Origin of the sequence: Bizionia argentinensis JUB59, assembly GCF_000224335.1 — a bacterium.
GTDB classification, from domain to species: Bacteria; Bacteroidota; Bacteroidia; order Flavobacteriales; family Flavobacteriaceae; genus Algorimicrobium; species Algorimicrobium argentinense.
The window spans coordinates 108,116-132,581 of sequence record NZ_AFXZ01000034.1; the positions used below are offsets into that span (position 1 = coordinate 108,116).

A 24,466-nucleotide genomic window follows, 5' to 3' on the forward strand; every position below is an offset into this window, starting at 1 on the left:
TATGATTAAAAAAATACTATTTCTATTCGTTTTTAGCTTTGCTTTTGTGAGTCAGATACAAGCGCAAGGCTTAAAAAAGCAAGCAACTAAAGAAAGTTTAGATCAGATAATTGCAGAAAATTTCACCGGTGATTTGGCCTATGAAACGACGGCGTTTGTAGAACAATACTGGCGCGTTGTTGGAAATACTGGCTTTAATAAAAGTATTAACTTTGTAGCCAAACATTTGGAGGCTGCCGGTTATGTTCTAGAAGAAAAGGCATCGGCTAATAACCGATTGACCTATAGAATTGAAAAACGCGCACTTAAAAATCCAACTTGGGAAATTGTTGATGCCAGCGTTAGTTTTAATAACAATGAAAAGCCTCTTTTAATGCAGGCTACCAACCGAAACATGGTGGCGCTAAATTCGTACAGTACACCAAAAGAAGGCGTAACTGCAGAGGTTGTTTATGTAAAGGATGTCCAGAAGTTAAAAAGCATGGATGTAAAAGGTAAAATTGTATTTGCTGAAACGAGTCCAGCACGTATTTTTAATACAGCCGTAGTTGAAGGCGGCGCTGTTGGCGTTATAACTTATGATAATCCATCTTATTTACAACCCGAAAAAAATACAACATCTATCCAATTTCGCTCGATTCCTTTTAATGCCAAAGCGAAAGGTTGGGCTGTCGCCTTATCTTATGAAGCAAAGGAAATACTTAAAGCTAAAGTTTTAGAAGGCACAACAACACTTAATGTGCAAATAGAAACTAAAATATATGAATCGGAGGAATTAACCATTGTTGCCGACATTAGAGGAAGCAAATTACCAAAAGAACGTTTAGTTTTTAGTGCACATGTGCAAGAGCCTGGTGCAAATGACAACGCTACAGGTGTTGGTGTTGCCTTGGAAATGGCAACGCTTTCGGCAAAATTATTAAAAGAAAAAACATGGGATCCAGCACGTACGCTAACTATTTTGTGGGGAGATGAAATTGTATCTACAGGACGTTATGTTCAGGAAGATGAAGTTCGAGCAAAACATATTAAGTGGGGAATAAGTTTAGATATGGTTGGAGAAAATACTGCAATTACAGGCGGTTCTTTTCTAATTGAAAAAATGCCAGACCCAAGTGCTATTTGGACCCGTGGTAATGATAAGCACTCAGAATGGGGTGGTCGCGTTATGAGTTTAGACCAAATGAAGCCGCATTATTTAAATGATTTTGTAATTCGTGAATTTGAGGCTCAAGGTAAACGTGCCAATTGGGAAGTGAATACGAATCCTTATGAAGGGGGAAGTGATCATATGCCATTTCTGCAAAATGATATTCCAAGTGTATTATTTTGGCATTTTACCGATCAATTTTATCATACAGATAATGATCGTCTTGATAAAGTATCCAAAGAAACACTTAAAAACGTGGGTATAGCATCATTAAATTCGGCTCATGTTTTATTAAATTCAGATGAAAAAACTGCGAATTCTATGATTTCAGCTATAGAAGAAGCCGCCATTTCTAGATTGAATGAAGAGTTAAAGCAAGGAAAAATAGCCATTAAAAAAGGAGATAAATTAGCAGAGCAAATTGAAATTATTGAAGCTTGGCAAGATTGGTATGTAAGAGCCATTGCTACAACGGTTGATATGGTTTCAAAAGAAGAAAATTTAAAAGAATCTATTGGTAAATCACAGATGGTGGTTAAAAAAACGGCTGAAACTATTATTGAAGATTTAAAGAAATAAAAATAACAAACATGACAAATACAAATAAGGTAACTACGCATTGGAAAGGGAATATGCAATTTGAATCGGATAACCCAAGTGGAAAAACGGTTTTAATAGATACGAGTCCAGAAAATGGCGGACATAATTCGGGACTATCACCAAAAGCTATGATGCTTTCAGCATTAGCAGGCTGTTCTGGGTTAGATGTGGTTTCTGTTTTAGATAAAATGAAAGTTCAGGTTTCCGAGTTTCGCATGGATACCTATGGCGAAATTACGGAAGAGCATCCAAAATATTACGACAAGGTTACCGTCGAATATCATTTTTATGGTGATAATTTAGATGAAAATAAAATTAAAAAGGCTGTCGATTTATCCATTGAAAAATACTGTGGCGTTATGGAAATGTTTCGAAAATTTGCTACGGTAAAAACGAGTATTCATTATCATAATAAGTAAATAACTTTATCTTTTAAGGAATAAAAGACGCTATGCGCTGGACTATTAAACCAAAACCAGAATCGGAAAAAGTAGACGCTTTACAAAAAGCGCTTCAAGTAGAACCTATTGTTGCCAACTTATTATTGCAACGTGGTATAGAAAGCTACGATGCGGCGAAGACGTTTTTTCGTCCGAGTTTAAAAGATTTACACGATCCATATCTTATGAAAGATATGGATCTTGCTGTTGCTCGCATTGAAACGGCTTTGGAGGAAGGTGAACATATTATGGTTTATGGTGATTATGATGTAGATGGCACCACGTCCGTGGCCTTAATGAGTTCGTATTTGAGGACCCGAACTGATTTGGTAGCTACGTATATTCCTGATCGCTATGATGAAGGTTATGGCGTTTCATTTAAAGGAATTGATTTTGCTGATGACAATGGTATTTCTTTAATTATAGCTTTAGATTGTGGTATAAAAGCCATTGATAAAGTTGCTTACGCCAATGAAAAAGGTATCGATTTTATTATTTGTGATCACCATAGACCGGGAGCAGAATTACCAAAAGCAGTCGCTATTTTAGATCCTAAACGCGATGATTGTACCTATCCGTATAAGGAATTATGTGGTTGTGGCGTCGGATTTAAACTTGTCCAAGCCCTGTCGACCCGACAAGGACAAACAACCGAAGATTTAACCGAATATCTAGATTTGGTAGCCACAGCAATCGGTGCCGATATAGTTCCGATTACTGGTGAAAATCGCGCACTAGCTTATTTAGGACTTCAGGTTATTAACACAAATCCACGCCCAGGATTTGCCGCCATCATTTCCGAAGTTAAAAAAGAAACACTGACCATTACAGATGTGGTTTTCACTATTGCTCCACGCATAAATGCCGCAGGACGTATGAAACACGGTAATTATGCTGTGACTTTACTAACGGAAACAGATCCGGAATTGGCGAAAACCTATGCAGCAGAAATTGAGTTTTTTAATTCTGATAGAAAAGAAACGGATAAGCGCATAACCATTGAAGCTCTCGATCAAATAGAAACCAATAATGAGCAAGAAGGTTTTACATCTGTTGTATATCACGAATCGTGGCATAAAGGTGTAATAGGTATTGTAGCATCAAGATTAATAGAAAGCTATTACAGGCCAACGCTAGTATTTACTAAAAGTGGCGACCGTTTGGCTGCCTCTGCACGTTCCATCAGTGGTTTTGACGTCTATAATGCTTTAGAAGCTTGTTCGGATCATATTGAACAATTTGGTGGGCATAAATACGCTGCTGGACTTACTTTAAAATCTGAAAATTATGAAGCATTTAAACAAGCTTTTGAAGATGAGGTTTCAAAAACCATAGATAGATCGTTATTAATGCCAGAAATTAAAATTGATGCTCAAATTGATTTGTGTGATGTGACACCCAAGTTCAACCGAATTTTAAAACAGTTTGCACCTTTTGGACCTGGTAATATGTCGCCTATTTTTATGAGCGATAATCTTACAGATACGGGTTACGGCAAATGTGTTGGCGAAGATAAAAGTCACTTGCGGATTACCGTTACTAATCCAGAAAAGACTAATAAATTGGTGTGTATTGGTTTTAGTTTAGGCGATAAATTAGAGACTATTACTAATAAAAAACCATTTCAAGCCGTGTATTCTATTGATGAAAATCATTGGAATGGAACTGTTTCGCTTCAATTGAAACTTCGGGATATTAAATAGTGTTGTTTATTTATATCATTTGTGTAAAAAACTAAAATCCCCTTAAAAGTCTTTATTAGAAACACTTCGTGTTGTACTTTTGTGCTTTCAATTTTCTCATGGATTAAAGTCGGTACTATATAAAACCGTTTTACATGGTTTCACATTGTGAGTTATGGAAGAATAAACTTTATTTTAAACCTCACAGGTTTTTAATCCCGAAACGTCGGGACTGTGAGGTCTTGACGGAAAGCAAAATATTAAATTAAAAGATTCCTGTCTTGGCAGGAAATTAGAATGTCTAAAAAAGATCCATACGCAGCACTCCGAATTAAGGAGTTTAATATATTTTTAGTATTACGTTTTGCATTAGTATTTGCTTGGTCCATGCAATTTATTATCATTGAATGGCAAGTGTACAGTATTACTAAAGATCCCTTATCGCTTGGTATTATTGGTTTAATGGAAATTATTCCAGCATTAACCATGGCTTTATTTGCTGGTCATATTGTAGACCAACGTGAGAAGAAAACTTTATTAGCAACTTGTTTAGCGTTATTCTCGTTAATTAGTCTCGGGCTATTTTTACTAACTTGGCCTAAAATTGTGGAAGGCTGGTCTACCAATTCCGTCTTATATTCTATTTATGCGCTTGTATTTTTTGGTGGCTTTTTGCGCTCGTTTTTTGGGCCAACCATCTTTTCTCTAATCGCTTTAATTGTTCCTAAAAAAATATACCCAAATGCCGCAACTTGGAGTAGTTCCACTTGGCAAATGGCATCTGTTTTGGGGCCTGCAACTGCCGGTGTTTTAATTAGTATGATTGGTGTTCATTGGGCATTGTGTTTTGTTTTTGGAATGGTGCTTTTTGCATTAATTACCGTTACACAAATTAAAAAGAAACCGATTTTAAATACCAAAATAGGAGAACCTGTTATGCAAAGTTTAAAAGAGGGGTTAAACTTCGTTTTTAAAACAAAAGCCATTTTGGGCGCCTTAACATTGGATATGGTTGCGGTTTTATTTGGTGGTGCTATAGCATTATTACCCATTTTTGCACAAGATATTTTGCATGTTGGATCGGAAGGTTTTGGTGTGTTACGTGCTGCTCCTGCTGTTGGTGCATTTTTAACCATGCTAATCACAGCTTATATTCCAATAAGTAAAAATGCCGGTATAAAATTATTAGCGGCCGTATTCGGATTTGGAGTTTGTATTATTGTTTTCGGACTCTCCTCATGGTTTTGGATTTCGGTTGTAGCTTTATTCTTTAGTGGGGTGACTGATGGTGTTTCTGTGGTTATCAGACAAACCATTTTACAAATTAAAACGCCAGACCATATGCGTGGTCGTGTGGCATCTGTAAATTCTATGTTTGTAGGATCATCAAACGAGCTTGGTGCTTTTGAAAGTGGCGTAACAGCTAAATTAATGGGAACGGTTACAGCTGTTGTCTTTGGTGGTACAATGACCATTATTACAGCCGTAACAACAGGATTGGTTTCACCGTCATTTAGGAAATTGGATTTGACGAAGGATATTGAAGAGCATGAAAGATCTGAATGATAATTTTGACACCTCCTGATAATTATCGGAATCACTAAACTACTCGTTCCTTAAAACTTTACACAAATGAGATCCTATTTATTTCGCGAATAAAACGAACTATCAGTCTGTTTTATTGAGTCTAAAACTCTTGTATACTTTTGAGAAGGCCTTATTTTTAATATTTTTTTAGTTCTAATTTCTCACCATCAAAAACGCCATAAGTATAATAGTTAATCCAATCGCCTAGATTAACGTATTTAGAATCCACGTTGAGGTCTATTTCTAAAGGTAGATGTCTGTGGCCAAAAACAAAATAATCAAGGTGTTTATCTTCTAACTTGCGTTTGCAATATTGTACGAGCCACTCATTATCTTCGCCTAAAAATTTAGCATCTTCATCACCAGAAATCAACTTATTCTTAACAGACATATATTGCGCTAATCTTACACCAATATCGGGATGAAGCCAACGGAATAACCATTTGCTAAAGGGATTGATAAATACCTTTTTCATGCGTTTATAACCTTTGTCGGCAGGGCCTAATCCGTCGCCATGACCAATTAAAAACGTTTTGTTGTTAAAAGTATATTCTTGTGGTTTATGGTACACAGGAATATTTAGTTCTTCTTCAAAATAACCATCCATCCATAAATCGTGATTCCCAACAAAAAAGTAAACTGGAATGCCAGAATCCGTTATTTCCGCTAATTTTCCGAGGGTCCTAGTAAAACCTTTTGGTACAACCGTTTTATATTCAAACCAAAAATCGAATAAATCGCCCATCAGGAAAATAGCGGCTGCATCTTCCTTGACTTCGTCTAACCAGGCTACAAATTTTTGTTCTCGAGGTCTTGACGCTTCTGCAGTTGGAGCGCCTAAATGATTATCGGATGCGAAGTATATTTTTTTTCCTTTTGGGATGTTCATGCAGTAAGTATAATTAATTCCTGCGAATGCAGAAATCTCATTTTATAAACTCAGGTTAAAGATTAAAACTTTCAACCATTCTGGTTTTTAGATTGAATTAAGAAGTTCTTCTATATTCAACTTAATCTTTGTAATCGATTAATTGAATTTTTAAAGCTATTAGTTATCACTCGCATACCACTCTGCACAACTCGTATCTGTTTCCGAAAGTCTCAAGGAATGTAATGCAATGTGCTTCGGTAAATGTTTTTTTATTTTATGTGCAAAATCAATCACCATCATTTCACTAGTCGGCTGATAATCTACTAAAAGTACGCTATGATCGCGATCTTGAAGTTCTTTTGCTAGTTCTACATGAGGTGTATTTTTATTAAATACGGTGGCGTGATCAAACACATCAACTATTTCTGATTTCACAATTTTTTTTAAATCTCCAAAATCAATCACCATTCCAAACTTCACATTATTAGGATCTTCAATCGGTTTTCCAATAACTGTTACAGATAATTTATAGCTGTGGCCATGTACGTTTTTGCACTTACCATCATAGCCATAAAGCGCATGTCCTGCCTCGAACGAGAATTGCTTTGTAATTCTAATATTTCCCATGATATTATTTTTCACTGCAAAGGTAATCGTTTTGTAAAAGGAATCTATTTTTAGAGTAAATTTGCATACTTCTTATTTGTTAAATACTTATGAATCAATTGTTTAATGAGATTGCTTTTGTTGAAAATCTACAGTATGAACGTATTATTGACGATATTTTAACGAAAAAATACAGTTTGGTTGAAAACTTCTTCACACAAGATGAGGTTTTGGAATTGCGACAGTCGCTTTTAGACAAGCATGAAGCCAATGCATTTAAAAAAGCAGCCATTGGAAATAGGGTTAATGAGGTTATTGAAAAATCCATTCGCGGTGATGTTATTTTATGGATTGATGAAAACAGAACTGATCCTTTAGAGGCAACTTTTTTCAAGAAAATTAATAATTTAGTTGAATACTTAAATAAAACCTGTTTTTTAGGAATTCTTCATAAAGAGTTTCATTATGCATTGTACCCTGAAGGAACATACTATAAGCGCCATTTAGATACATTTCAGAATGATGACAGACGAAAATTGTCCTTTGTATGCTATTTAAATGAAGATGGTTGGTTACCTGAAAACGGTGGTGAATTGGTGTTATACTTAGATGAAAATGGTGTAGAAACAGAAAAAGTAATTTACCCGTTTCCAGGACGTGTGGTTATTTTTGAAAGTCAAATATTAGAACACGAAGTTAAGCCTGTTAATGCAAAGCGATTAAGCATTACTGGATGGCTTAAAACGCGCTAATTAGCGACGCTTGTTACGGTTGTAAATATATATGATTATCAACACTACTGCCAAAACTAAAAAAAGCATATTTCCGCCCATACTAATCTTCCTTGTTTAATTCTTTTAAATTATTTTTTTTATTATATCTATAAAGGGCGTAAGCAATAATTACGAGCACAACTAGAGGAATAAAAGAACCTATAAGAACACCAATTTCATAATCGCCGTTTGGTGCATTTTTTACTTTCTCTTCAATATCGATTTCTTGCAATAACGAAAAAAGTGCTATCATGTTACGAGTCATTTAATTGGCAAAGTTACTGTTTTTCTGAAAGCGGTAAAAATTCTTGTCTAAATTTTATTATTAGTGGTAAGCCTCTAGCAATAACCCAAAATGTAAAGGCTATAAAAATTCCGAAGAGCTTATAATCCAAACTGTCTAATAAAAACAGCACGGGTAAAAACACGAGAAAAGTTGCCATGAGTAATACGTTTCTTAATACTTTCATTTTACCTAATCCTTTAAACATACCATCAAAAATAAAGGCAATAGCGCATAATGGTTGCATGGCTAAAATGATCCAGAATATATTATAAAACTGAATTAAAACGGCTTCTTCTTGTGTAAACACATGTCCAATAAAATTGTAAAAAATAGTGCCAGTTGCCGCCAGGATAACTCCTAGTATGACACCATATTTCATGAGTTTATTACTTAAAGTAAGCAATTTGCCATATTCTTTACCACCTAATAATTTTCCTGATAAAATATTTCCAGCACTGGCGTAACCATCAATAATAAAAGCGCCTAAAAACCATAAATTGATAGCTATAGTGTAAGCTGCAATATATTCTTTACCATAGCTGGTAGAAAAAGAGCTCGCAAAATAAAGGGTGATATTAAGCGCCAATGTTCTTACAAATAAATTAAGAATCATGATTAAGAATCGATTGATTTCCTTGTTAAAAGGAAAACTAAAACGAAGTGGAATATCGGTTTTTTTCAATAAGTAATAAGCTGAAATAATAGCCATAAGCATTTGGGCAATAACGCTTGCATAAGCTGCGCCTTTAATGTTCATAGCGGGAATATAGCCTTCAATACCATAAACTAAAATAACATCTAAAACAATATTCACACTTGCGCCAACAATAGCGATAATCATTGGGTAAAATGTATTTTGGAGACCTCTAAATGTTCCAAAAATGGCAAAAGTAAATAATGTAAATGGAAAGCCGAATACGCGAATTTGGTAATATTCAACGCTGTAATTTAAAATTAAATCCGATGCATTATAAAGTCTAAAAATGGAATCTGCAAACGGATATGTTCCTAAAATAATAAAAATACTAATGCCTGTAGTAATAAAAATAGCTTGTGCAGGCAGGTTTTTAACTTTCTGTAAATTATCAGATCCAACATATTGAGAAACTATAGATGAGATAGCACTCCGTGTTTGACCTAAAACCCAAATAAGCATGGAAATAAAGGTGCCCACAATGCCAACAGCGGCTAAAGATTCCGTTGCATTTTCTGTAAGATTGCCTACAATTGCCGTATCAGTAATGGACAAAATGGGTTCTGCTACACCAGCTATTAATGCAGGTATGGCTAATTTATTTATATGCTTTAAACTAATGTTGGTGCTCACAATACGTATTCATAACAGTTAAAAGGAAATTCACTTTGATTAGGGAAATAAATAGTGCCTAATTTTTTATAACCGCGAAGTTCGTAAAACTTTTTATTTCTATCGTTTTTTGAGAAAGTATCTAAACGAATAGAAGTGCAATTATTTTGTTTGGCATATTTTTCAGCAAATTCCATGAGCTTTTGTGCTAATCCTTGGCCTTGATAATCCGGATGTATGGCCAGTCGATGAATATACAGATTTTGATTATTGGGCGTTAACCAAGATATAGCGGAATATTCGTCATCCATATATGTGGATATAACGACGCAGCCAATAATTATTTTCTCATCTTCTAAAACATATAATTCGTCTCTGGCCACATCATTTTGAAAAGCCGAACGATTTGGATAATGCGCATTCCACTGTTCTATGTTTTTAGAAACCATATAAATAGCACAGGCTTTAGTTATTTCTAAAATCCTATCAATATCTTTAATCGTTCCTTTCCGAATCATATTAAATGTGTATTTTTGCGTGAAATTCACCTAAATTAGTTATTAATTTTTTCAATATGAAGAATATTTTAGTACCAGTAGGATCATCCCAAAATGCGGTTAGTCATTTGCAGTATGCAGTAGATTTTGCCAAAGCATTTGGTGCCAAAATTTATGTGGTTCAGGTTTATGATGTGTATTCTAAAGCGGGAACCGTAATAAAAATAGATCATATTCTAGAGCGCGAAAGTAATGAATTTTTAAAGGCTCACGTAGCTCAAGTAGATACAAAAGATGTGGAGATTGTTTTAAAATCATTTAAAGGAAAATTAGTGGATACCTTGGAACTCGTTTGTCATTCTTTAGATATTGACTTAATTGTGCTTGAACCACGAACCAATTCTACTAAAGATTCAGTGTTTTTGGGGAAAACTTCAGGGAAAATCATTAAACAAACTAATATACCAGCTTTAATTGTTCCGGAAGGATTGAGCTTCAGGCCAATTGTTTATATTTTAGTAGCATTGAAGTCTGCTATTATTAAAAAAGAGGAATCTCTTGCTCCATTAATTTGTATTATGGATCAGTTTAGGTCTATTGTAAATTTACTTTTAGTAAAGACACCATTTTACAACGAAGGCGATTTCGATGTGAATCCAGGATTAGCCAAATTGATAACAAACACTACTAAAACTAAAAATAGTACAACCTTTCAAGGGGTGTTAGAACATTATAAAGATAACAATCCAGATATGCTTTGTGTGGTACGCCGTAAACGCGGGTTTTTCTCAAAATTATGGGAGAAAAATACCATTTTGAAAAAGGATTTTGAAAGTAGCACGCTACCTGTTTTAGTATTAAGTGGGTTGAAATAATTTTTATCTAAAGAAAGTTTAAACCTAAACAAAAATAGTTTAATTTTGCGCCACAATAAACGGTAATATTAGTCAAACGTTTATTCTGGGGGATTAGCTCAGTTGGCTAGAGCGCTACGCTGGCAGCGTAGAGGTCATCGGTTCGAATCCGATATTCTCCACTTTAAAGAGCAATGTGAAAGCATTGCTTTTTTTATGACTTATTAAAATTTAAAGGGTGGTTTAATTTCTTTTTTAAATCCAGTACATTAGAAACGGTGTTTAAATGACAATTATCTATTTCAAATAAATCAGTAAAGGTGGTAAACGTAGTTTGGTTCGTTCGAGTGCGAATCGTCCCTTTTGGAAAGTAACGGCGTTTGGTAATAAAAGTATCTTTGTCTATCCAACCGCAAACAGTGAGTTCTTCTTTGTTTTTGTGGTAGCTACAAAATATATAGATATCGGTTTTGAAGTAATCCTGTAATTTTATAAAATTATTGGTATAGCTTTTTTTTACATCTGTGGTGCGGCCCATAGTTTTAACGTCAATAGTTTTATTGTTTACTATCAAATCTACCCCTAGATCACAGCCACCTAAGCCATCCATCAAGCCTAAATCAAAAAAGGACATAACAACAGATTGTCCAATAATGCCTGTAAGTTGCTGGTCTTTAGTGCCGTTTGCGGTAAAGCGATTACCAAAATTATGTGTTTCTAGAACCGTTTTGCAATGTCTAATTATTCTTTTTTCAACTTTTACAGTAAACATACAGTTTGTATCAAAAAATAAAATCACTGTAAGATACTAAAAATGTGTTAAGTAGCCTTTTGTGTGAACGGAATTTATATGTAATAGATTTCTAAAATATTTATTTAGAGTTCCTTCTCGGTTGAGGTTGACTGTATAAATGAGATACTTTCCAAAACGACCGTTTCAAGAGCTTTGGGTAATTTGTTGTCATTCCAAGGATGCTGTCCATCAAAAACGTGATTGGAATCTTTTATTTCAACTAACTTACTTTTATTATTCCATTTATGTAAAGCTTCTGCCTCATTAAATGCTACAGATGGATCATTAATGGCGTGAATTATTAACTGCGGAACCATTATGCTTTCAGAAGCTAACTTAATACTAAGCAGGTTTTCATGCGCTTTAAAATCTTCATAAAATTGATAATTATGAGGCATTTGTTGTTTGGTTCTTCCGTTTAAAACGTATTTAACACCCTCTTTTTTCCATGCTTCTAAATTACCTATTGTTGCAGTTCGTTTTGAAAAATCGCAAACACTAGCCCACGTTATAATTTTTTTTATTCTTGTTTCTGTAGAGGCTTTAATTATTGATATTCCGCCACCACGAGAATGTCCAATAAGCGTAATATTATTCGTGTTGATTTCTTTTAGGAATTCATTATCTTGAGACAGTAAATAATTTAGAATTTCGTCTAAATCGTTAAGTTCTTTACTATAGTTGTTTTCAGCAAAGGCCTCTAAATCTGGAAAATCGATGGGGTTTTCAGCGGTACCACCATTATGGGAAAAGTTGAATTTAACAAAAAACAAATTGGCTTTTTTGAATTGTTCTGCCACTAAATTCCAAGGACCCCAATCTTTAAAACCTTTATAACCATGAGAAAATATTACTAGTGGTTTTTGCTCGCTATTTTTATTAAAAAAGGCATCCCAAACAATGGGTTTATTATCTGTTCTATCTAAAACTAGATTTTTAATTCTCATATAATCTTTTTTTCTAGAAAATCAATTTTTTGGTCACAGATTTCTAAAATCAGCTTCTTTAATTCAGTTTCGTAATCTGTTAATATCTCCTGCGTTATCTCTGCAGATTTGTTTCTACTGCCTACTTCCTTTTTATGAAATTTTATAAAACCAGCATTTAAGTTTTTAAATGAAATTATTCCAGCCTCAACAGATTCGTTAAAAGGCGTTTCCGCGTTCATTAAGAAGGCGTAAGTTAGCACTTGGAATGATTTACTATACTTATCGTAATCGGTTGTTAAATCGTCCCAATTGGTTATTTGTACTTTACTATCGTCTACTCTTCCCGATTTATAATCTATAATTCTGGTGATACCATTTCGTTTATCTACACGATCCACTTTTCCGGTAATTCTAACTGGGAAATCTAATTCAGGAATATGTATTTCAGCTGTATTATCCAATTCTATAGCTATAATTTCGAGGGTGTTGCCATCCTTTAAATCTGCTATTTCTAGATTTAAGAAATTAGAAATGTAGCGTTTGGCAATTTCAAATACAATTAAGTTCTTTCCTTTGCTAATATCACCTTCTTTATAGAGATCTTTAAAATGCTTGGTTACGGTAGCATCAATTTTAGATTTCATTTCTGTAACCTGTTCCCAAATTATAACCTTGCCTTCAAAAGGTTTATAAAAATCTTCTAATGTATTATGGATAACAGTTCCTAAGGTGTTAGCGGCAACAGTCTCTTCTACATCGTCGTGCTCTTTTATTTTAAGGACTTTCTGAAAATAGAAATCGATTGGATTCCGAATATAGCTGGTTAATGCGGATGGAGAAAAACCTTTTGAAGCGTATTTTTTTATTTGATTAATGACATCATCATTTTTATTAATAACCGTTTCTTTTAAATGAGTTTCCGAAGGAATATCTGGAACGGCAATAGTCTGTTTTATTTTGTGAATCCCTTCTAATTCGAGTTGGGTTATAAATCGACTTTTCTCTCCACCTTTTAGAGCATCGATTTCGGTGTTGTAAATGATAAACACCCGTTTGGCGCGTTGTAATAAACGATAAAAGTGATAGGTATAAACGGCATCTTTTTCTTTATAGGTGGGCAGTTTATTTTCCAACTTCACATCATAGGGAATAAACGAATTATTCGTTTTTCCAGATGGTAAAATTCCTTCGTTAACGGAGGATATTATAACGGTCTCAAAGTCTAAAACTCGCGACTCTAACATTCCCATTATTTGTAAACCTTCTAATGGTTCTCCTTTGAAATCTAAAGTTTCAGAACTCAATAATTCTTTATAAACTGTAAACAAACTATGTATATCTTTTAGATGCTTAAAATTACTATCTAATAAGGTTAGCTCATTAAACAGGCTATTAAACTTGAATAAATGCTCTAAAGCTAAAAGGTTTTGGTTCTTATTTTGCTCTAAATGCGCCTTTATCTTCATGATTAGTGATTGGCAATGCACCAATGCCGTTGTAGCATGATTATTCCAGTTGCCAAAAAGTAATTGAAAAAGTTCGGCATGTTTAGGAGCAAGTTCTATTAGTCGCGCTAAAGAAATATAAATTAAATTATTACTTTCTATAATGTTTACTACTTTCTGCATATCGTTATTAGTTCCAGATTGAAGTAGTGGACTAATAAATTGATGGGACAATAATTTAATCACATCTTTAAAGTAGTAAGCTGAAGTTTCTTTTTTATGAATAAAGAATAACTGTTCAAATAAGGCGGCTAAAGGAATAGACTTTAGAGGTAATCCCATGGTGATATTCAGTGCTTTAATGGAATCAGGAATGGAATTCAATACTGGAAGTAGTAAAGATTCTTCGCCAAGCACAACCGCTGTATTATTAAGGGAGTTATTTTCTTTTTGCAATTTATTTAATATGTTGCCAATGCATTTTGCCTGACCTACATTTTTTGGCACACCAATGACGGAGATATCTTTAGTCGACTTATAGTTATTGGCAATCCAATTTAAAGGATTGTTTTTAAAATAAGGCCATTGCTTATTATGTTGCCTTATAAATAAGCCTGCGTCGTGATTCTTATTTTCAAAAAATGACGCATCGATATCCCAATAAATATCGGCATGACTATTTTCTAGGAGTTCTTGAATAATGGTTTCCTCGGCTTTATTAAGCGCATTAAATCCTAAAAACACATGATGCTTGTCTGGATTTGAGCTTATATAGTTTTGAATACCTTCTACAGCTTCTCTATATATTAGTCCCTGATATCCTTTCTTTTTATGGATTAGATTTTTAGAAAATTGATTATAATAAAGCTTAAGCTTTTTCCAGAAAACGAGATAGTTTTTTACAAAATCGGTCTGATTGGTGTCAACAGACCAATGATCCAATTCTTTAATATCACTTAAATAATCGAAGATTTGTTCCTGTGGAATAAGGTATCTATCAATTTCGTTGAAATCCTGAAGTAGTATTTGTGCCCATTTAGAAAAGGCATCAAAACTATCTGGTTTTTCATTTTTTTGAATATCAAGATATGTGTCGTAAAACTCGAAAAGTAGTTCCGTATTGGAAATTGCTTTAAGTTGTGAGAGCTCTTCTACAAATTCTTCAATACTTATAATAGTAGGTGAGAAAATGGGTTGTTGTAAGGTTGCTGCTAACTGATGTTTTAAAAATACGCCAGCTCGTTTGCTGGGTAAAATAAGTGTACTGTTAGCAATATCTACCTGTTTCTTTTGTAAATCTTGGAGAACGTCCTGTATAAAAGTTGTCATATTATAAAAATAAAAAACGCTCCGAATATTCGGAGCGTTTTTCTATAAATTTATGTGAAATAACTTATTTTACTAAGTTAATTTCCACACGTCTATTGTTAGCTCTACCAGCTTTAGTCTTGTTAGAGTCAATTGGTTTAGACTCACCATAACCTTTTGATGATAATCTAAATTCATCGACGCCTCTAGCAACTAAGTAATCTTTTACAGATAATGCTCTAGCATCAGATAACTTCATGTTAGTTGCATCACTACCTACACTATCAGTATGACCTTCAACTGTAAATTTAGCGTTAGGATACTCATTTAAGATAGCAATAATATCTTTAAGTACACTTTCAGACTGACCTTTGATACTTGATTTACCAGTATCAAATAAGATTGTTTTAGCATAAGCATTTAAAGCTTTTTGTACAGCTTCAGTTACTTCTGGACAACCATTGTTTGCAGCAGTACCAACTTTGTCTGGACATAAATCATCTTTGTCTGGAACACCATCACCATCTCTATCTGGCCAAGGACAACCGTTGTTTGCAGCAGGACCTGCTTCATTAGGACATTCGTCTAAATGATCAGCAACACCGTCACCGTCAGCATCAGGACAACCGTTTAATTCTTGTAATCCAGCTACAGTAGGACAATCATCTAAATTATCAGGAATACCATCTCCATCAGTATCAGGACAACCGTTAAATTGAGCTAAACCAAAAACGTTAGGACAATCATCTTTACTGTCTTCAATACCATCACCGTCAGTATCAGGACAACCATCGAATTCAGCTAAACCAAAAACTTCTGGACAAGCGTCATCTTTGTCATATATACCATCTCCGTCAGTATCTTTTCCACCGAACTTAAATGAAATACCAGCAGTATGTTGGAAGTGTGTATCTAAATAATCTTCGAATGCATGCTTATATGCAGATTGAACTGTAATACCTACATTATCAGTAACCCAGAAATTAATTCCTAAAGTTCCGTTTAATGTACCAGCTCCAATTTCATCAACCCAAGTATAACCACCACCTACTCCTAGGTAAGGATCGAACCAAGAAGAGTTAATTGCTGCTCCGAAACCGTATTTAACGATACCGTCTACACCAACGTAAGTTACTTCATCATATTTTGAACGGTCATCACCAAATTTGTCGATTTTGTTCAAGGAAGCTGTTGCACCTAAAGTAAAACCATTACTCAAGTAACGACCAACTGTTAATGATGATACTGATGGTAAAATGTTCCAGTGGTCTGTAGCATTAAAATACTCATCAAACATATCACCAAGTGGAGCAGCTTCACCTGTAGGGTAGAAATCTACTGCGTTTGTTCCTAGGGTAATTGCCCAAGGGTTGTTTTCATCTTGTGCGTATGTATTACCCATGCCTAGCATAAGTAACATAGCGAACAATAATCTGCTAAGATTTTTCATATTCAAAAATTTAATTTTTAAGTGTTAATTGTCTACAAAAGTAAGTTGTTAATAATTATTAACAAAGACAAATATAGGAAAATATTGTCCAATTATCCTAAATTATGCTTGGTTACCCGTTATTTATATTATTTCTAATTGTTTTCCAACTTTTATAAAAGCTGCAATTGCTTGGTCTAAATGATTCTTTTCATGAGCAGCTGATAGTTGCACGCGAATACGCGCTTTCTCCTTTGGCACCACAGGGAAAAAGAAACCAATAACATAGATACCTTCTTTTAAAAGCATATTAGCCATAGTTTGCGATAATTGTGCATCGTAAAGCATAATAGGTACTATGGCAGAATCGCCATCTATAATATCAAAACCTGCTTTTTTAATAGCAGATTTAAAATAATCCGTGTTCCATGCTAATTTATCGCGCAGTGTAGTGTCATTTTTTAACATTTCGAAAACCTTTATAGATGCACCAACAATTGCTGGAGCTAAAGAGTTTGAAAATAAATAAGGTCTAGAACGTTGACGTAAAATTTCTATAACGCCTTTTTTAGCCGTGGTATAACCACCCATAGCACCGCCCATTGCTTTTCCTAATGTTCCTGTAATAATATCTACACGACCCATTACACCTTTTTCTTCTAGCGTTCCACGTCCTGTTTTACCTATAAAACCTGTGGCATGACATTCGTCAATCATAACCAATGCATCATACTTATCGGCTAAATCGCAAATTTTATCTAAAGGCGCTACTAAACCATCCATGGAGAAAACACCGTCTGTAACAATAATTTTATGACGTGCCCCCTTTTCATTAGCATCAATAAGTTGCTTTTCTAAATCGGCCATATCATTATTCTGGTAACGATAGCGAGCGGCTTTACATAAGCGAACACCATCAATAATAGAAGCGTGGTTTAATGAATCAGAAATAATAGCATCTTCTTTTCCTAATAAAGGTTCAAAAACACCGCCGTTGGCATCAAAAGCCGCGGCATATAATATCGTATCTTCCGTTCCGTAAAAATCAGAAATTTTTTGTTCCAGTTCTTTGTGAATATCTTGTGTGCCGCAAATAAAACGTACAGACGACATACCAAAGCCATGCGTATCCATAACATCTTTTGCTGCTTGAACAACATCGGGGTGCGATGATAACCCTAAATAGTTGTTAGAACAAAAGTTTAAAACGCTTTCGCCAGTATCTAAAGTTATTTCAGCACCTTGAGCAGACGTAATAATACGTTCGGTTTTATAAAGTCCGTTGTCCTTTATCTCTTGTAACTCTTTTTCTAAATGTTGTTGAATTTTTCCGTACATAATCTTTAATATTTTTACAAAGTTAAAATTCTTTTATGGTAATGCTATCATTTATGTAAATAAGTATTTTTTTGGCCACATGGAACTTCATAACCTTTAAAATAGCTTCATAGCTTTCTAATTGTTCTAGGTGTTTTGACTGTTCTTTACCCGATTTATAATCTATAATTATGGCGTCGTTTTCATTCATTATAACCAAACGGTCGGGCCTTAATATACTGCCAGTATTGGAAATAATATCACGCTCATTATAAACCGTAATATTCTGTTCTTGGAAATACAATTGAAGTTGCGGATGGCGAATAATTTGCAATATGGTTTCCTTTAAAATGGGTTCTTGAACTTTATTAATTGTACCATTTTCTAAAAAGGATAGCATAACATCATTTACATCGGCTTCCGTTGTAATCATAGCCATAATATCATGAATTAAATTTCCTTTCTCAATAGCCTTTTCTTGAATAGTATCCCAAAGACTGGCCGAACGTGTGATAACCTTAATATTGTGGGCCTCTTTTGGCGTTGAAATGAATGTATTCCGAATTATTGTTGAAGTTTCTTTAGATTTAGTTTCCGATTGTTTCGCACTTTCTCCAAACTGATAAACCAATTGATCATTATCCCATTTTCCAATTTGTTGTAAATAACTAATTAAAAAACCAGCATAACTTTTTTGATTTACAATGCCTTTTGATGAAATATCAAGTTTTGAAATAACATATAATTGTTCAACAGCTCTGGTTAACGCCACATACAAAATGTTTACGTTATCCAATTCTAATTCCGATTCATGTCTATTAAAAATTTCTTGACCAGCATCGCCATAACTTTCAAACGTTTTACTGTAGTTTAAGAGCGTGTGACTAAAGCCATGAAACGTTTCTGGATTTATAGGAAACCACTCTTGCGGTGTTATTTCGCGATAGATATCTAAATCGGCAAACGGAAAAATAACGACAGGAAACTCTAATCCTTTGGATTTGTGAACCGTTAAAATCTGAATAGCCTGATAGCCTTCGGGTGTTACAATACTTAAGCTTTCATTTTTTGAATCGAAATAATGTAGAAAACTGCCAATATCAGCAAGCTGTTTTTCAGAAAATTCTAAAACAACATCCATATAATATTGAATAAAAGCATCCGAATGTTTCACCAATTTAAACTGGCGAATAACGGTTTCAACCAAATCATAAAACGACAATTGAATCAGAGATGTATAATCTATAAAATAATCTAACGCCTCAAATTGGTCAAATAAGGCAGAAATATCTAAATTTATATGGGTTTTTAAAAAGCTGTGCTTATCTTCAATTTGGCATAATTGAGCAATATGTAATAAAATTTCAGCTTTTGTTTCTTGATTTTCAGGCTGTAATAGTAGGCGTAATATATTGTTGACAAACTGAACGTTTTCCGAATTGTTAAGCAACAACGTTTCCGATGACATGAGGTTCAAACCCTTTTCACTTAAATAATTGGCAATAGCAACACCCTCTTTTTTCTTGCGGACTAACACACAAATATCAGCTTCCTCATAACCATTTTCCAAACAGGATTTAATGGTATTATAAACTTCTTCGGAATATGCTAGAGCTTTATCATCCACCTCCTTTAAATCTAGAAATTCCAATTGCACGTAGCCAGATTCCTCTTTTTTTATAAGTTGTGTGGCGTTTTTATATAGATCGCTATGATCTGGATGACTAAAAATTGTATCCGATAAATAATTAAAGAAACCATTATTAAAGTTTATAACCTCCCGAAAGCTTCGGTAATTCCATTCTAAAGGAATTATTTCTGGCTCTAAATGAAACGGGTTTTCGGTTTTATTATACAAATCGATAAACTGTTCCGCTTTTCCACCGCGCCAACGGTAAATAGCTTGTTTAGCATCGCCGACCAACATCATACTGCCAGGTTTTGATGCAATAGCATTATCTAATAAGGGTGTTAAATTCTGCCATTGTAATTCCGATGTATCCTGAAACTCATCAATAAAATAATGTTTGAACTTTTCACCAATACGCTCGTAAATAAATGGTGTTGGTTGATTTTTTATTTCCTGACTAATTAAGCCATTAAACTCCGAAATAAGCATGACGTTTTGTTCATCTTTTATAATCTGTAATTCACTGTTTATAGCGCTTAAAACTGAAAGTGGCGTTAGGTTTTTATAAATAGCTTTCAATAACTTGAAATTTAAAACCGCCGTTTTAGTAGCTATAAAAAATTCGGCTATTTGGGGTTGGATGCTTTCAATAGTCGCTGCCGTAGCTGCATCTGTTTTGGATTTTGGGTAAATGGTATTTCCGTCTATTAAATCGGAAGGCCAATTAACCGTATCTACATTTTGGTTATAATTATTTTCAGTTATTTTTTTGAAATAATTTGGAATGGAAGCACGTGTAAAATTTCCAAACTCCAAACCATTATCCCTTATAAACTCTAAAGCAATATTAGCGCTATCAAGACATAGTTGTTCGTTGGTCTTTATTTCTTGGCGCAATGTGGATTTAAGCGCTTTAAAATCGTCTAATGTTTTGTCTTGGAGTTCTTCTATGAACGGTCTGTCGTTTTCTTTAACCAATAGTTTTGAAATAGCATAAAAATCTCTAGAAACATCCCAGCTTTTATCGTCATCCGCTTTTTCAATGGCAAAATCTACCAATGTTTTGGTGAGGCGTTTATCAGTTCCTGCTTTAGAAATTAGCCGATCTACCGCCTCATTCAATAAGGCTTCAACATCTAGAGCGACTTCAAAATTTAAAGGCAATTTTAAATCGTGCGCAAAGGTTCTAATTAACCTATGCGTAAATCCATCAATGGTAGAAATATCAAATGCCGCATAATTATGCATAATGGCATCTAAAATAAGATTGCTTTTCGCGTTTAAATCGACGGCCGACATGTCCAATTCGCCACAAAGATCTTCAAACATGGTATTTGATTCGATAAGGATTTCTTCCGAAGAAAAATCTTTTAACGCATCTATAATCCTTGTTTTCATTTCGTCCGCAGCTTTATTGGTGAAAGTGATAGCTAAAATGTTCTTGAAAGCCATAGTGCTTGAAGCTTTCAATAAAATAGTTAAATATGCTTTTACAAGCGTATAGGTTTTACCACTTCCTGCTGAAGCATTATAAATAAGGTAAGGATGGTTAACGGGCATGTTGTTTTTATGAAATTTTATACAAGATAAAAACTATCGATGATTTGATAGGTATTTATTATTTTTAATTGATGTTTAGATTGCGTAAATTTGAAATAATTGAATTATTAACATTTAAAAACACATATATATTATGGCTTTCGAATTACCGAAATTAAAATATGCCTATGATGCGTTAGAACCGCATATAGATGCACGCACAATGGAAATACATCACTCTAAACACCATGCTGGATATACATCTAAATTGAATGACGCTATTAAAGGCACAGATTTAGAGGGTAAAAGCATTGACAATATTCTTCATAATTTAGATATGAAAAATAAAGCTGTTAGAAATAATGGTGGTGGATTTTACAACCACTCGTTATTCTGGGAAGTAATGAATCCAGAAGGCAAAGGACATTTGTCTGGCGACTTAAAAGCTGCTATTGAAGGAGCTTACGGAAGCATGGAAGAATTTAAAACTAAATTTAGCAATGCAGCAGCAACACAGTTTGGTTCTGGATGGGCTTGGTTATGTGTTCATAAAGGTGGAAAAGTTGAAATTTGCTCAACTCCAAATCAAGATAATCCATTAATGCCAGGTGTTGGTTGTGGTGGAGCACCAATTTTAGGATTGGATGTATGGGAGCATGCATACTACTTAAATTACCAAAACAGACGTCCAGATTATATTGATGCGTTTTTTAACGTGATTAACTGGAATGAAGTGGAAAGACGTTATGCAGAAGCTAAATAAAGCTTATAACGTTTTTAAATATATTGAAAGCAAACCTGAAAGGGTTTGCTTTTTTGTTTTAAATCATATAGGTGTTTATCTCTAAATGTCAGAACTGCGAGGTCTTGTGTTATACTTTTTGTTTTGGTTACCGTTGGATTTGAAAGGATAGTACAAGTAAATTTATTTTGAAATACCTGCGGATTGCTATAAGAATCCGGAGGTGCTTTTGAAATCCCACTTTTGTGGAGATAAAATGAAAAAAGGTGAACAGATGTTCACCTTTTTTGCCCCAAATCTACCATAAACTTAACCTACTTAAATTATGGTGCAACAAATATAAGGTTACTTATATTTGAATTAGTAAAATATTAGATAAACAACCTATAAACAGGGATAAACGAATAGTTAACTCCGAATAAGGGTGAAAGCCTATCAGTTAAGGTGCGGTTTTTATAATATTATATGGGTCAATTAGCTTTGTGAAGGGAATGATTCTGGCGTTATTGTTGAATGAGTGGTATTCTGATATCTATTTTTGTATTTATTCTAAATAAAATAAGGCGAACCGAAGTTCACCTTATTTTGCCCCAAATCTACCATGAACTTAACCTACTTATGTTATGGTGATACTAAAGTATATTCTTTTTATTGGTATTCGCTATTAATTAGTTGAAATGCATTTAAATTAGATAAACAACTATGTTTGTTAGATAATTCACACATTTTCAGGTAGTTAGTATGCGCGTTCGTTTCTACCTTCATAAAAATTAATGAATGCACGGTTAACAACACGGTTTCCACCTGGCGTAGGATAATTTCCTGTAAAATACCAGTCACCCAAGTTTTTAGGGCAAGCCTTATGTAAGTTTTCTACTTTCTGGAAAATAGCTACAACTTCGGCTTTAATGTTTTCACTGGAAATTAATTGCGCAATCTTATTGGAAATAGTCTCATCAGAAAATTGTCCATATAAATCAATTAAATAGTTCTGGATGTCTTTATCTTCCATGTCCACCTGCTTGATACATTTGTCGTAAACTTCTTGGATCATGTGGTATTTATCTGCTTCTTTAAGCAGTTCCAACATAGCTCTAAAAGCTATTAAGTCTTCTATTCGCGCCATATCAATACCGTAACAGTCTGGATAACGAATTTGTGGTGCCGATGAAACCACGACAATCTTTTTAGGATTTAAGCGGTCCACCATTTTAATAATACTCATTTTTAAAGTTGTACCTCTAACAATACTATCATCAATAATAACCAAGTTATCCGTTGGTTTAATAACGCCATAGGTTACATCGTAAACGTGGGCTACTAAATCATCACGACCGCTATCTTCAGTAATAAAAGTGCGAAGTTTTACATCTTTAATGGCTATTTTTTCAATACGCGGTCTTTCGGATAATATATTGGTTACCGCTTCTGAACTTAATTGACCGTTTCCGGCTAAAATAGCCTTTGTTTTTTTCTTGTTTAAATGCTCTTCAACGGATTCAATCATTCCGAAGAAAGATGTTTCTGCTGTATTTGGAATATATGAAAACACTGTGTTTTTAGTATCGTTATCAATCGCTTCTAAAACTTTAGGCATTAATAATTTACCTAACATTTTACGTTCTTGATAAATTTCGGCATCACTACCACGAGAAAAATATATACGCTCAAACGAACAAGCTTTGCGCTCTACAGGTTCTAATATTTTTTTAATAGAAACTCTACCTGATTTCTCTGTAATAATGGCATGTCCAGGTTCTAATTCCTTCACATCATCAAAATCAACATTAAAAACTGTTTGGATAACAGGGCGCTCGGAGGCCACCACTACCACTTCGTCATCTTTGTAATAATATGCTGGCCTAATTCCTGCAGGATCTCGCAATACAAACGAATCCCCGTGGCCTAATAAACCTGCCATGGCATAACCACCATCCCAGTTTTTAGCCGATTTTCTTAATATTTTAGCAATGTTTATACGTTCAGCAATTAATGGAGAACATTCGTGTTTGCTATAACCTTCTTGTTTTAATTTTTTATACGCTTTGGAAACTGCATCATCTAAAAAGTGACCGATTTTTTCCATAATAGTTACCGTATCCGCTTTTTCTTTAGGATGCTGTCCAATACGTACTAAGCCATCAAAAAGCTCATTAACATTAGTCATGTTAAAGTTACCAGCTAGAATAAGATTTCTATGCATCCAATTGTTCTGACGTAAAAAAGGATGTACACTCTCAATGCTGTTTTTACCAAAAGTTCCGTAACGAACATGGCCTAAAAATAATTCGCCTATATAAGGGATGTTTTTTTTCTGAAGTTCTACATTGTCAACGTATTCTGGATTTTCAGTGAGCTCTTTATTGATGCGTTCATTAATTTGCGCAAAAATATCCTGAATGGGCTGTTGTGCAATAGATCTTACGCGACTAATATACCGTTCGCCAGGTTCGGTGTCTAATTTTATGCTTGCAAAACCAGCACCGTCTTGTCCACGGTTGTGCTGTTTTTCCATTAATAAATACATTTTATTAACACCATAAAAGGCGCTTCCGTATTTTTCTTTATAAAACTCTAATGGTTTTAATAAGCGAATTTGTGCAATACCGCATTCATGTTTTAAAGCGTCACTCATGGTGTGTGTTGTGTTGTTGTAAGTACTATTTATATAAAAGAAAAACG

General features: G+C 34.2%; 19 protein-coding genes and 1 tRNA gene. 8 read left to right on the plus strand and 12 right to left on the minus strand.

Annotated features, from left to right (window positions below; genetic code table 11):
• Nucleotide 1: 1 nt before the first annotated feature.
• The 4 genes from BZARG_RS09655 to BZARG_RS09670 all read left to right on the plus strand — a co-directional run bounded on the left by BZARG_RS09655 (nt 2) and on the right by BZARG_RS09670 (nt 5,438).
• On the plus strand, nt 2-1,729 hold the full coding sequence (locus tag BZARG_RS09655; protein ID WP_008637698.1) for a M28 family metallopeptidase: 1,728 nt from the start codon (nt 2-4) through the stop codon (nt 1,727-1,729).
• An 11-nt stretch (nt 1,730-1,740) separates the two neighbouring features.
• Entirely contained in the window at nt 1,741-2,169 is a 429-nt protein-coding gene (locus BZARG_RS09660) for an OsmC family protein (protein WP_008637637.1), read from the plus strand.
• A 32-nt stretch (nt 2,170-2,201) separates the two neighbouring features.
• Nucleotides 2,202-3,893 carry a single-stranded-DNA-specific exonuclease RecJ gene (gene recJ, locus BZARG_RS09665; RefSeq protein WP_008637646.1) on the plus strand — a complete coding sequence of 564 codons (1,692 nt, stop codon included), beginning with the start codon at nt 2,202-2,204 and terminating at the stop codon, nt 3,891-3,893.
• Between the two features lie 276 nt (nt 3,894-4,169).
• Nucleotides 4,170-5,438 carry an MFS transporter gene (locus tag BZARG_RS09670; protein ID WP_040288406.1) on the plus strand — a complete coding sequence of 423 codons (1,269 nt, stop codon included), beginning with the start codon at nt 4,170-4,172 and terminating at the stop codon, nt 5,436-5,438.
• Between the two features lie 157 nt (nt 5,439-5,595).
• Here BZARG_RS09670 and BZARG_RS09675 read toward each other — a convergent pair whose 3' ends face one another.
• Both BZARG_RS09675 and BZARG_RS09680 read right to left on the minus strand, forming a co-directional pair.
• Nucleotides 5,596-6,348 carry a UDP-2,3-diacylglucosamine diphosphatase gene (locus BZARG_RS09675; RefSeq protein ID WP_008637860.1) on the minus strand — a complete coding sequence of 251 codons (753 nt, stop codon included), beginning with the start codon at nt 6,346-6,348 and terminating at the stop codon, nt 5,596-5,598.
• Between the two features lie 159 nt (nt 6,349-6,507).
• On the minus strand, nt 6,508-6,957 hold the full coding sequence (locus BZARG_RS09680; protein WP_008637678.1) for a 6-pyruvoyl trahydropterin synthase family protein: 450 nt from the start codon (nt 6,955-6,957) through the stop codon (nt 6,508-6,510).
• Between the two features lie 89 nt (nt 6,958-7,046).
• On the opposite strand from BZARG_RS09680, the gene BZARG_RS09685 reads away from it, so the two are divergent.
• Nucleotides 7,047-7,688, plus strand: coding sequence for a 2OG-Fe(II) oxygenase (locus BZARG_RS09685; RefSeq protein ID WP_008637810.1), 642 nt, complete (start codon nt 7,047-7,049; stop codon nt 7,686-7,688).
• Nucleotides 7,689-7,770: 82 nt separating this feature from the next.
• Here the strand turns inward: BZARG_RS09685 and BZARG_RS09690 are convergent, their stop codons facing one another.
• From BZARG_RS09690 to BZARG_RS09700, 3 genes are read right to left on the minus strand one after another with little or no spacing between them, the layout of a single operon-like run.
• Entirely contained in the window at nt 7,771-7,962 is a 192-nt protein-coding gene (locus tag BZARG_RS09690) for a hypothetical protein (RefSeq protein ID WP_008637634.1), read from the minus strand.
• A 25-nt stretch (nt 7,963-7,987) separates the two neighbouring features.
• Nucleotides 7,988-9,322: an MATE family efflux transporter gene (locus BZARG_RS09695; RefSeq protein ID WP_008637668.1), complete on the minus strand. Its 1,335-nt coding sequence runs from the start codon at nt 9,320-9,322 to the stop codon at nt 7,988-7,990.
• On the minus strand, nt 9,319-9,819 hold the full coding sequence (locus BZARG_RS09700; protein ID WP_008637676.1) for a GNAT family N-acetyltransferase: 501 nt from the start codon (nt 9,817-9,819) through the stop codon (nt 9,319-9,321). Before BZARG_RS09700 ends, BZARG_RS09695 begins: the two co-directional genes overlap by 4 nt.
• Before the next feature lie 56 nt (nt 9,820-9,875).
• Between BZARG_RS09700 and BZARG_RS09705 the strand changes: the two genes are divergently transcribed.
• Nucleotides 9,876-10,673, plus strand: coding sequence for a universal stress protein (locus BZARG_RS09705; RefSeq protein WP_008637700.1), 798 nt, complete (start codon nt 9,876-9,878; stop codon nt 10,671-10,673).
• A gap of 87 nt (nt 10,674-10,760) precedes the next feature.
• Nucleotides 10,761-10,834, plus strand: a tRNA-Ala gene (locus BZARG_RS09710).
• A gap of 32 nt (nt 10,835-10,866) precedes the next feature.
• On the opposite strand, the gene BZARG_RS09715 is transcribed toward BZARG_RS09710, so the two are convergent.
• From BZARG_RS09715 to BZARG_RS09740, 6 genes are all read right to left on the minus strand, one after another.
• The gene (locus BZARG_RS09715; protein ID WP_008637721.1) at nt 10,867-11,424 is read right to left on the minus strand and encodes a hypothetical protein; all 558 of its coding nucleotides are present in this window, start codon (nt 11,422-11,424) and stop codon (nt 10,867-10,869) included.
• A gap of 104 nt (nt 11,425-11,528) precedes the next feature.
• The gene (locus tag BZARG_RS09720; RefSeq protein WP_008637846.1) at nt 11,529-12,392 is read right to left on the minus strand and encodes an alpha/beta hydrolase family protein; all 864 of its coding nucleotides are present in this window, start codon (nt 12,390-12,392) and stop codon (nt 11,529-11,531) included.
• Entirely contained in the window at nt 12,389-15,148 is a 2,760-nt protein-coding gene (locus BZARG_RS09725) for a PD-(D/E)XK nuclease family protein (RefSeq protein WP_008637670.1), read from the minus strand. The genes BZARG_RS09720 and BZARG_RS09725 overlap by 4 nt, the downstream gene beginning before the upstream one ends.
• Nucleotides 15,149-15,212: 64 nt before the next feature.
• Entirely contained in the window at nt 15,213-16,577 is a 1,365-nt protein-coding gene (locus BZARG_RS09730) for an OmpA family protein (RefSeq protein WP_040288407.1), read from the minus strand.
• 123 nt (nt 16,578-16,700) lie between these two features.
• A complete protein-coding gene (kbl, locus tag BZARG_RS09735; protein ID WP_008637864.1) occupies nt 16,701-17,894 on the minus strand; it encodes a glycine C-acetyltransferase in 1,194 nt (397 codons plus the stop codon).
• Between the two features lie 22 nt (nt 17,895-17,916).
• On the minus strand, nt 17,917-21,063 hold the full coding sequence (locus BZARG_RS09740) for a UvrD-helicase domain-containing protein (protein ID WP_008637661.1): 3,147 nt from the start codon (nt 21,061-21,063) through the stop codon (nt 17,917-17,919).
• A gap of 133 nt (nt 21,064-21,196) precedes the next feature.
• Between BZARG_RS09740 and BZARG_RS09745 the strand changes: the two genes are divergently transcribed.
• Nucleotides 21,197-21,805: a superoxide dismutase gene (locus BZARG_RS09745; RefSeq protein ID WP_008637629.1), complete on the plus strand. Its 609-nt coding sequence runs from the start codon at nt 21,197-21,199 to the stop codon at nt 21,803-21,805.
• A gap of 715 nt (nt 21,806-22,520) precedes the next feature.
• Here the strand turns inward: BZARG_RS09745 and BZARG_RS09750 are convergent.
• Nucleotides 22,521-24,419 carry an amidophosphoribosyltransferase gene (locus BZARG_RS09750; RefSeq protein WP_008637719.1) on the minus strand — a complete coding sequence of 633 codons (1,899 nt, stop codon included), beginning with the start codon at nt 24,417-24,419 and terminating at the stop codon, nt 22,521-22,523.
• Nucleotides 24,420-24,466: the final 47 nt, after the last annotated feature.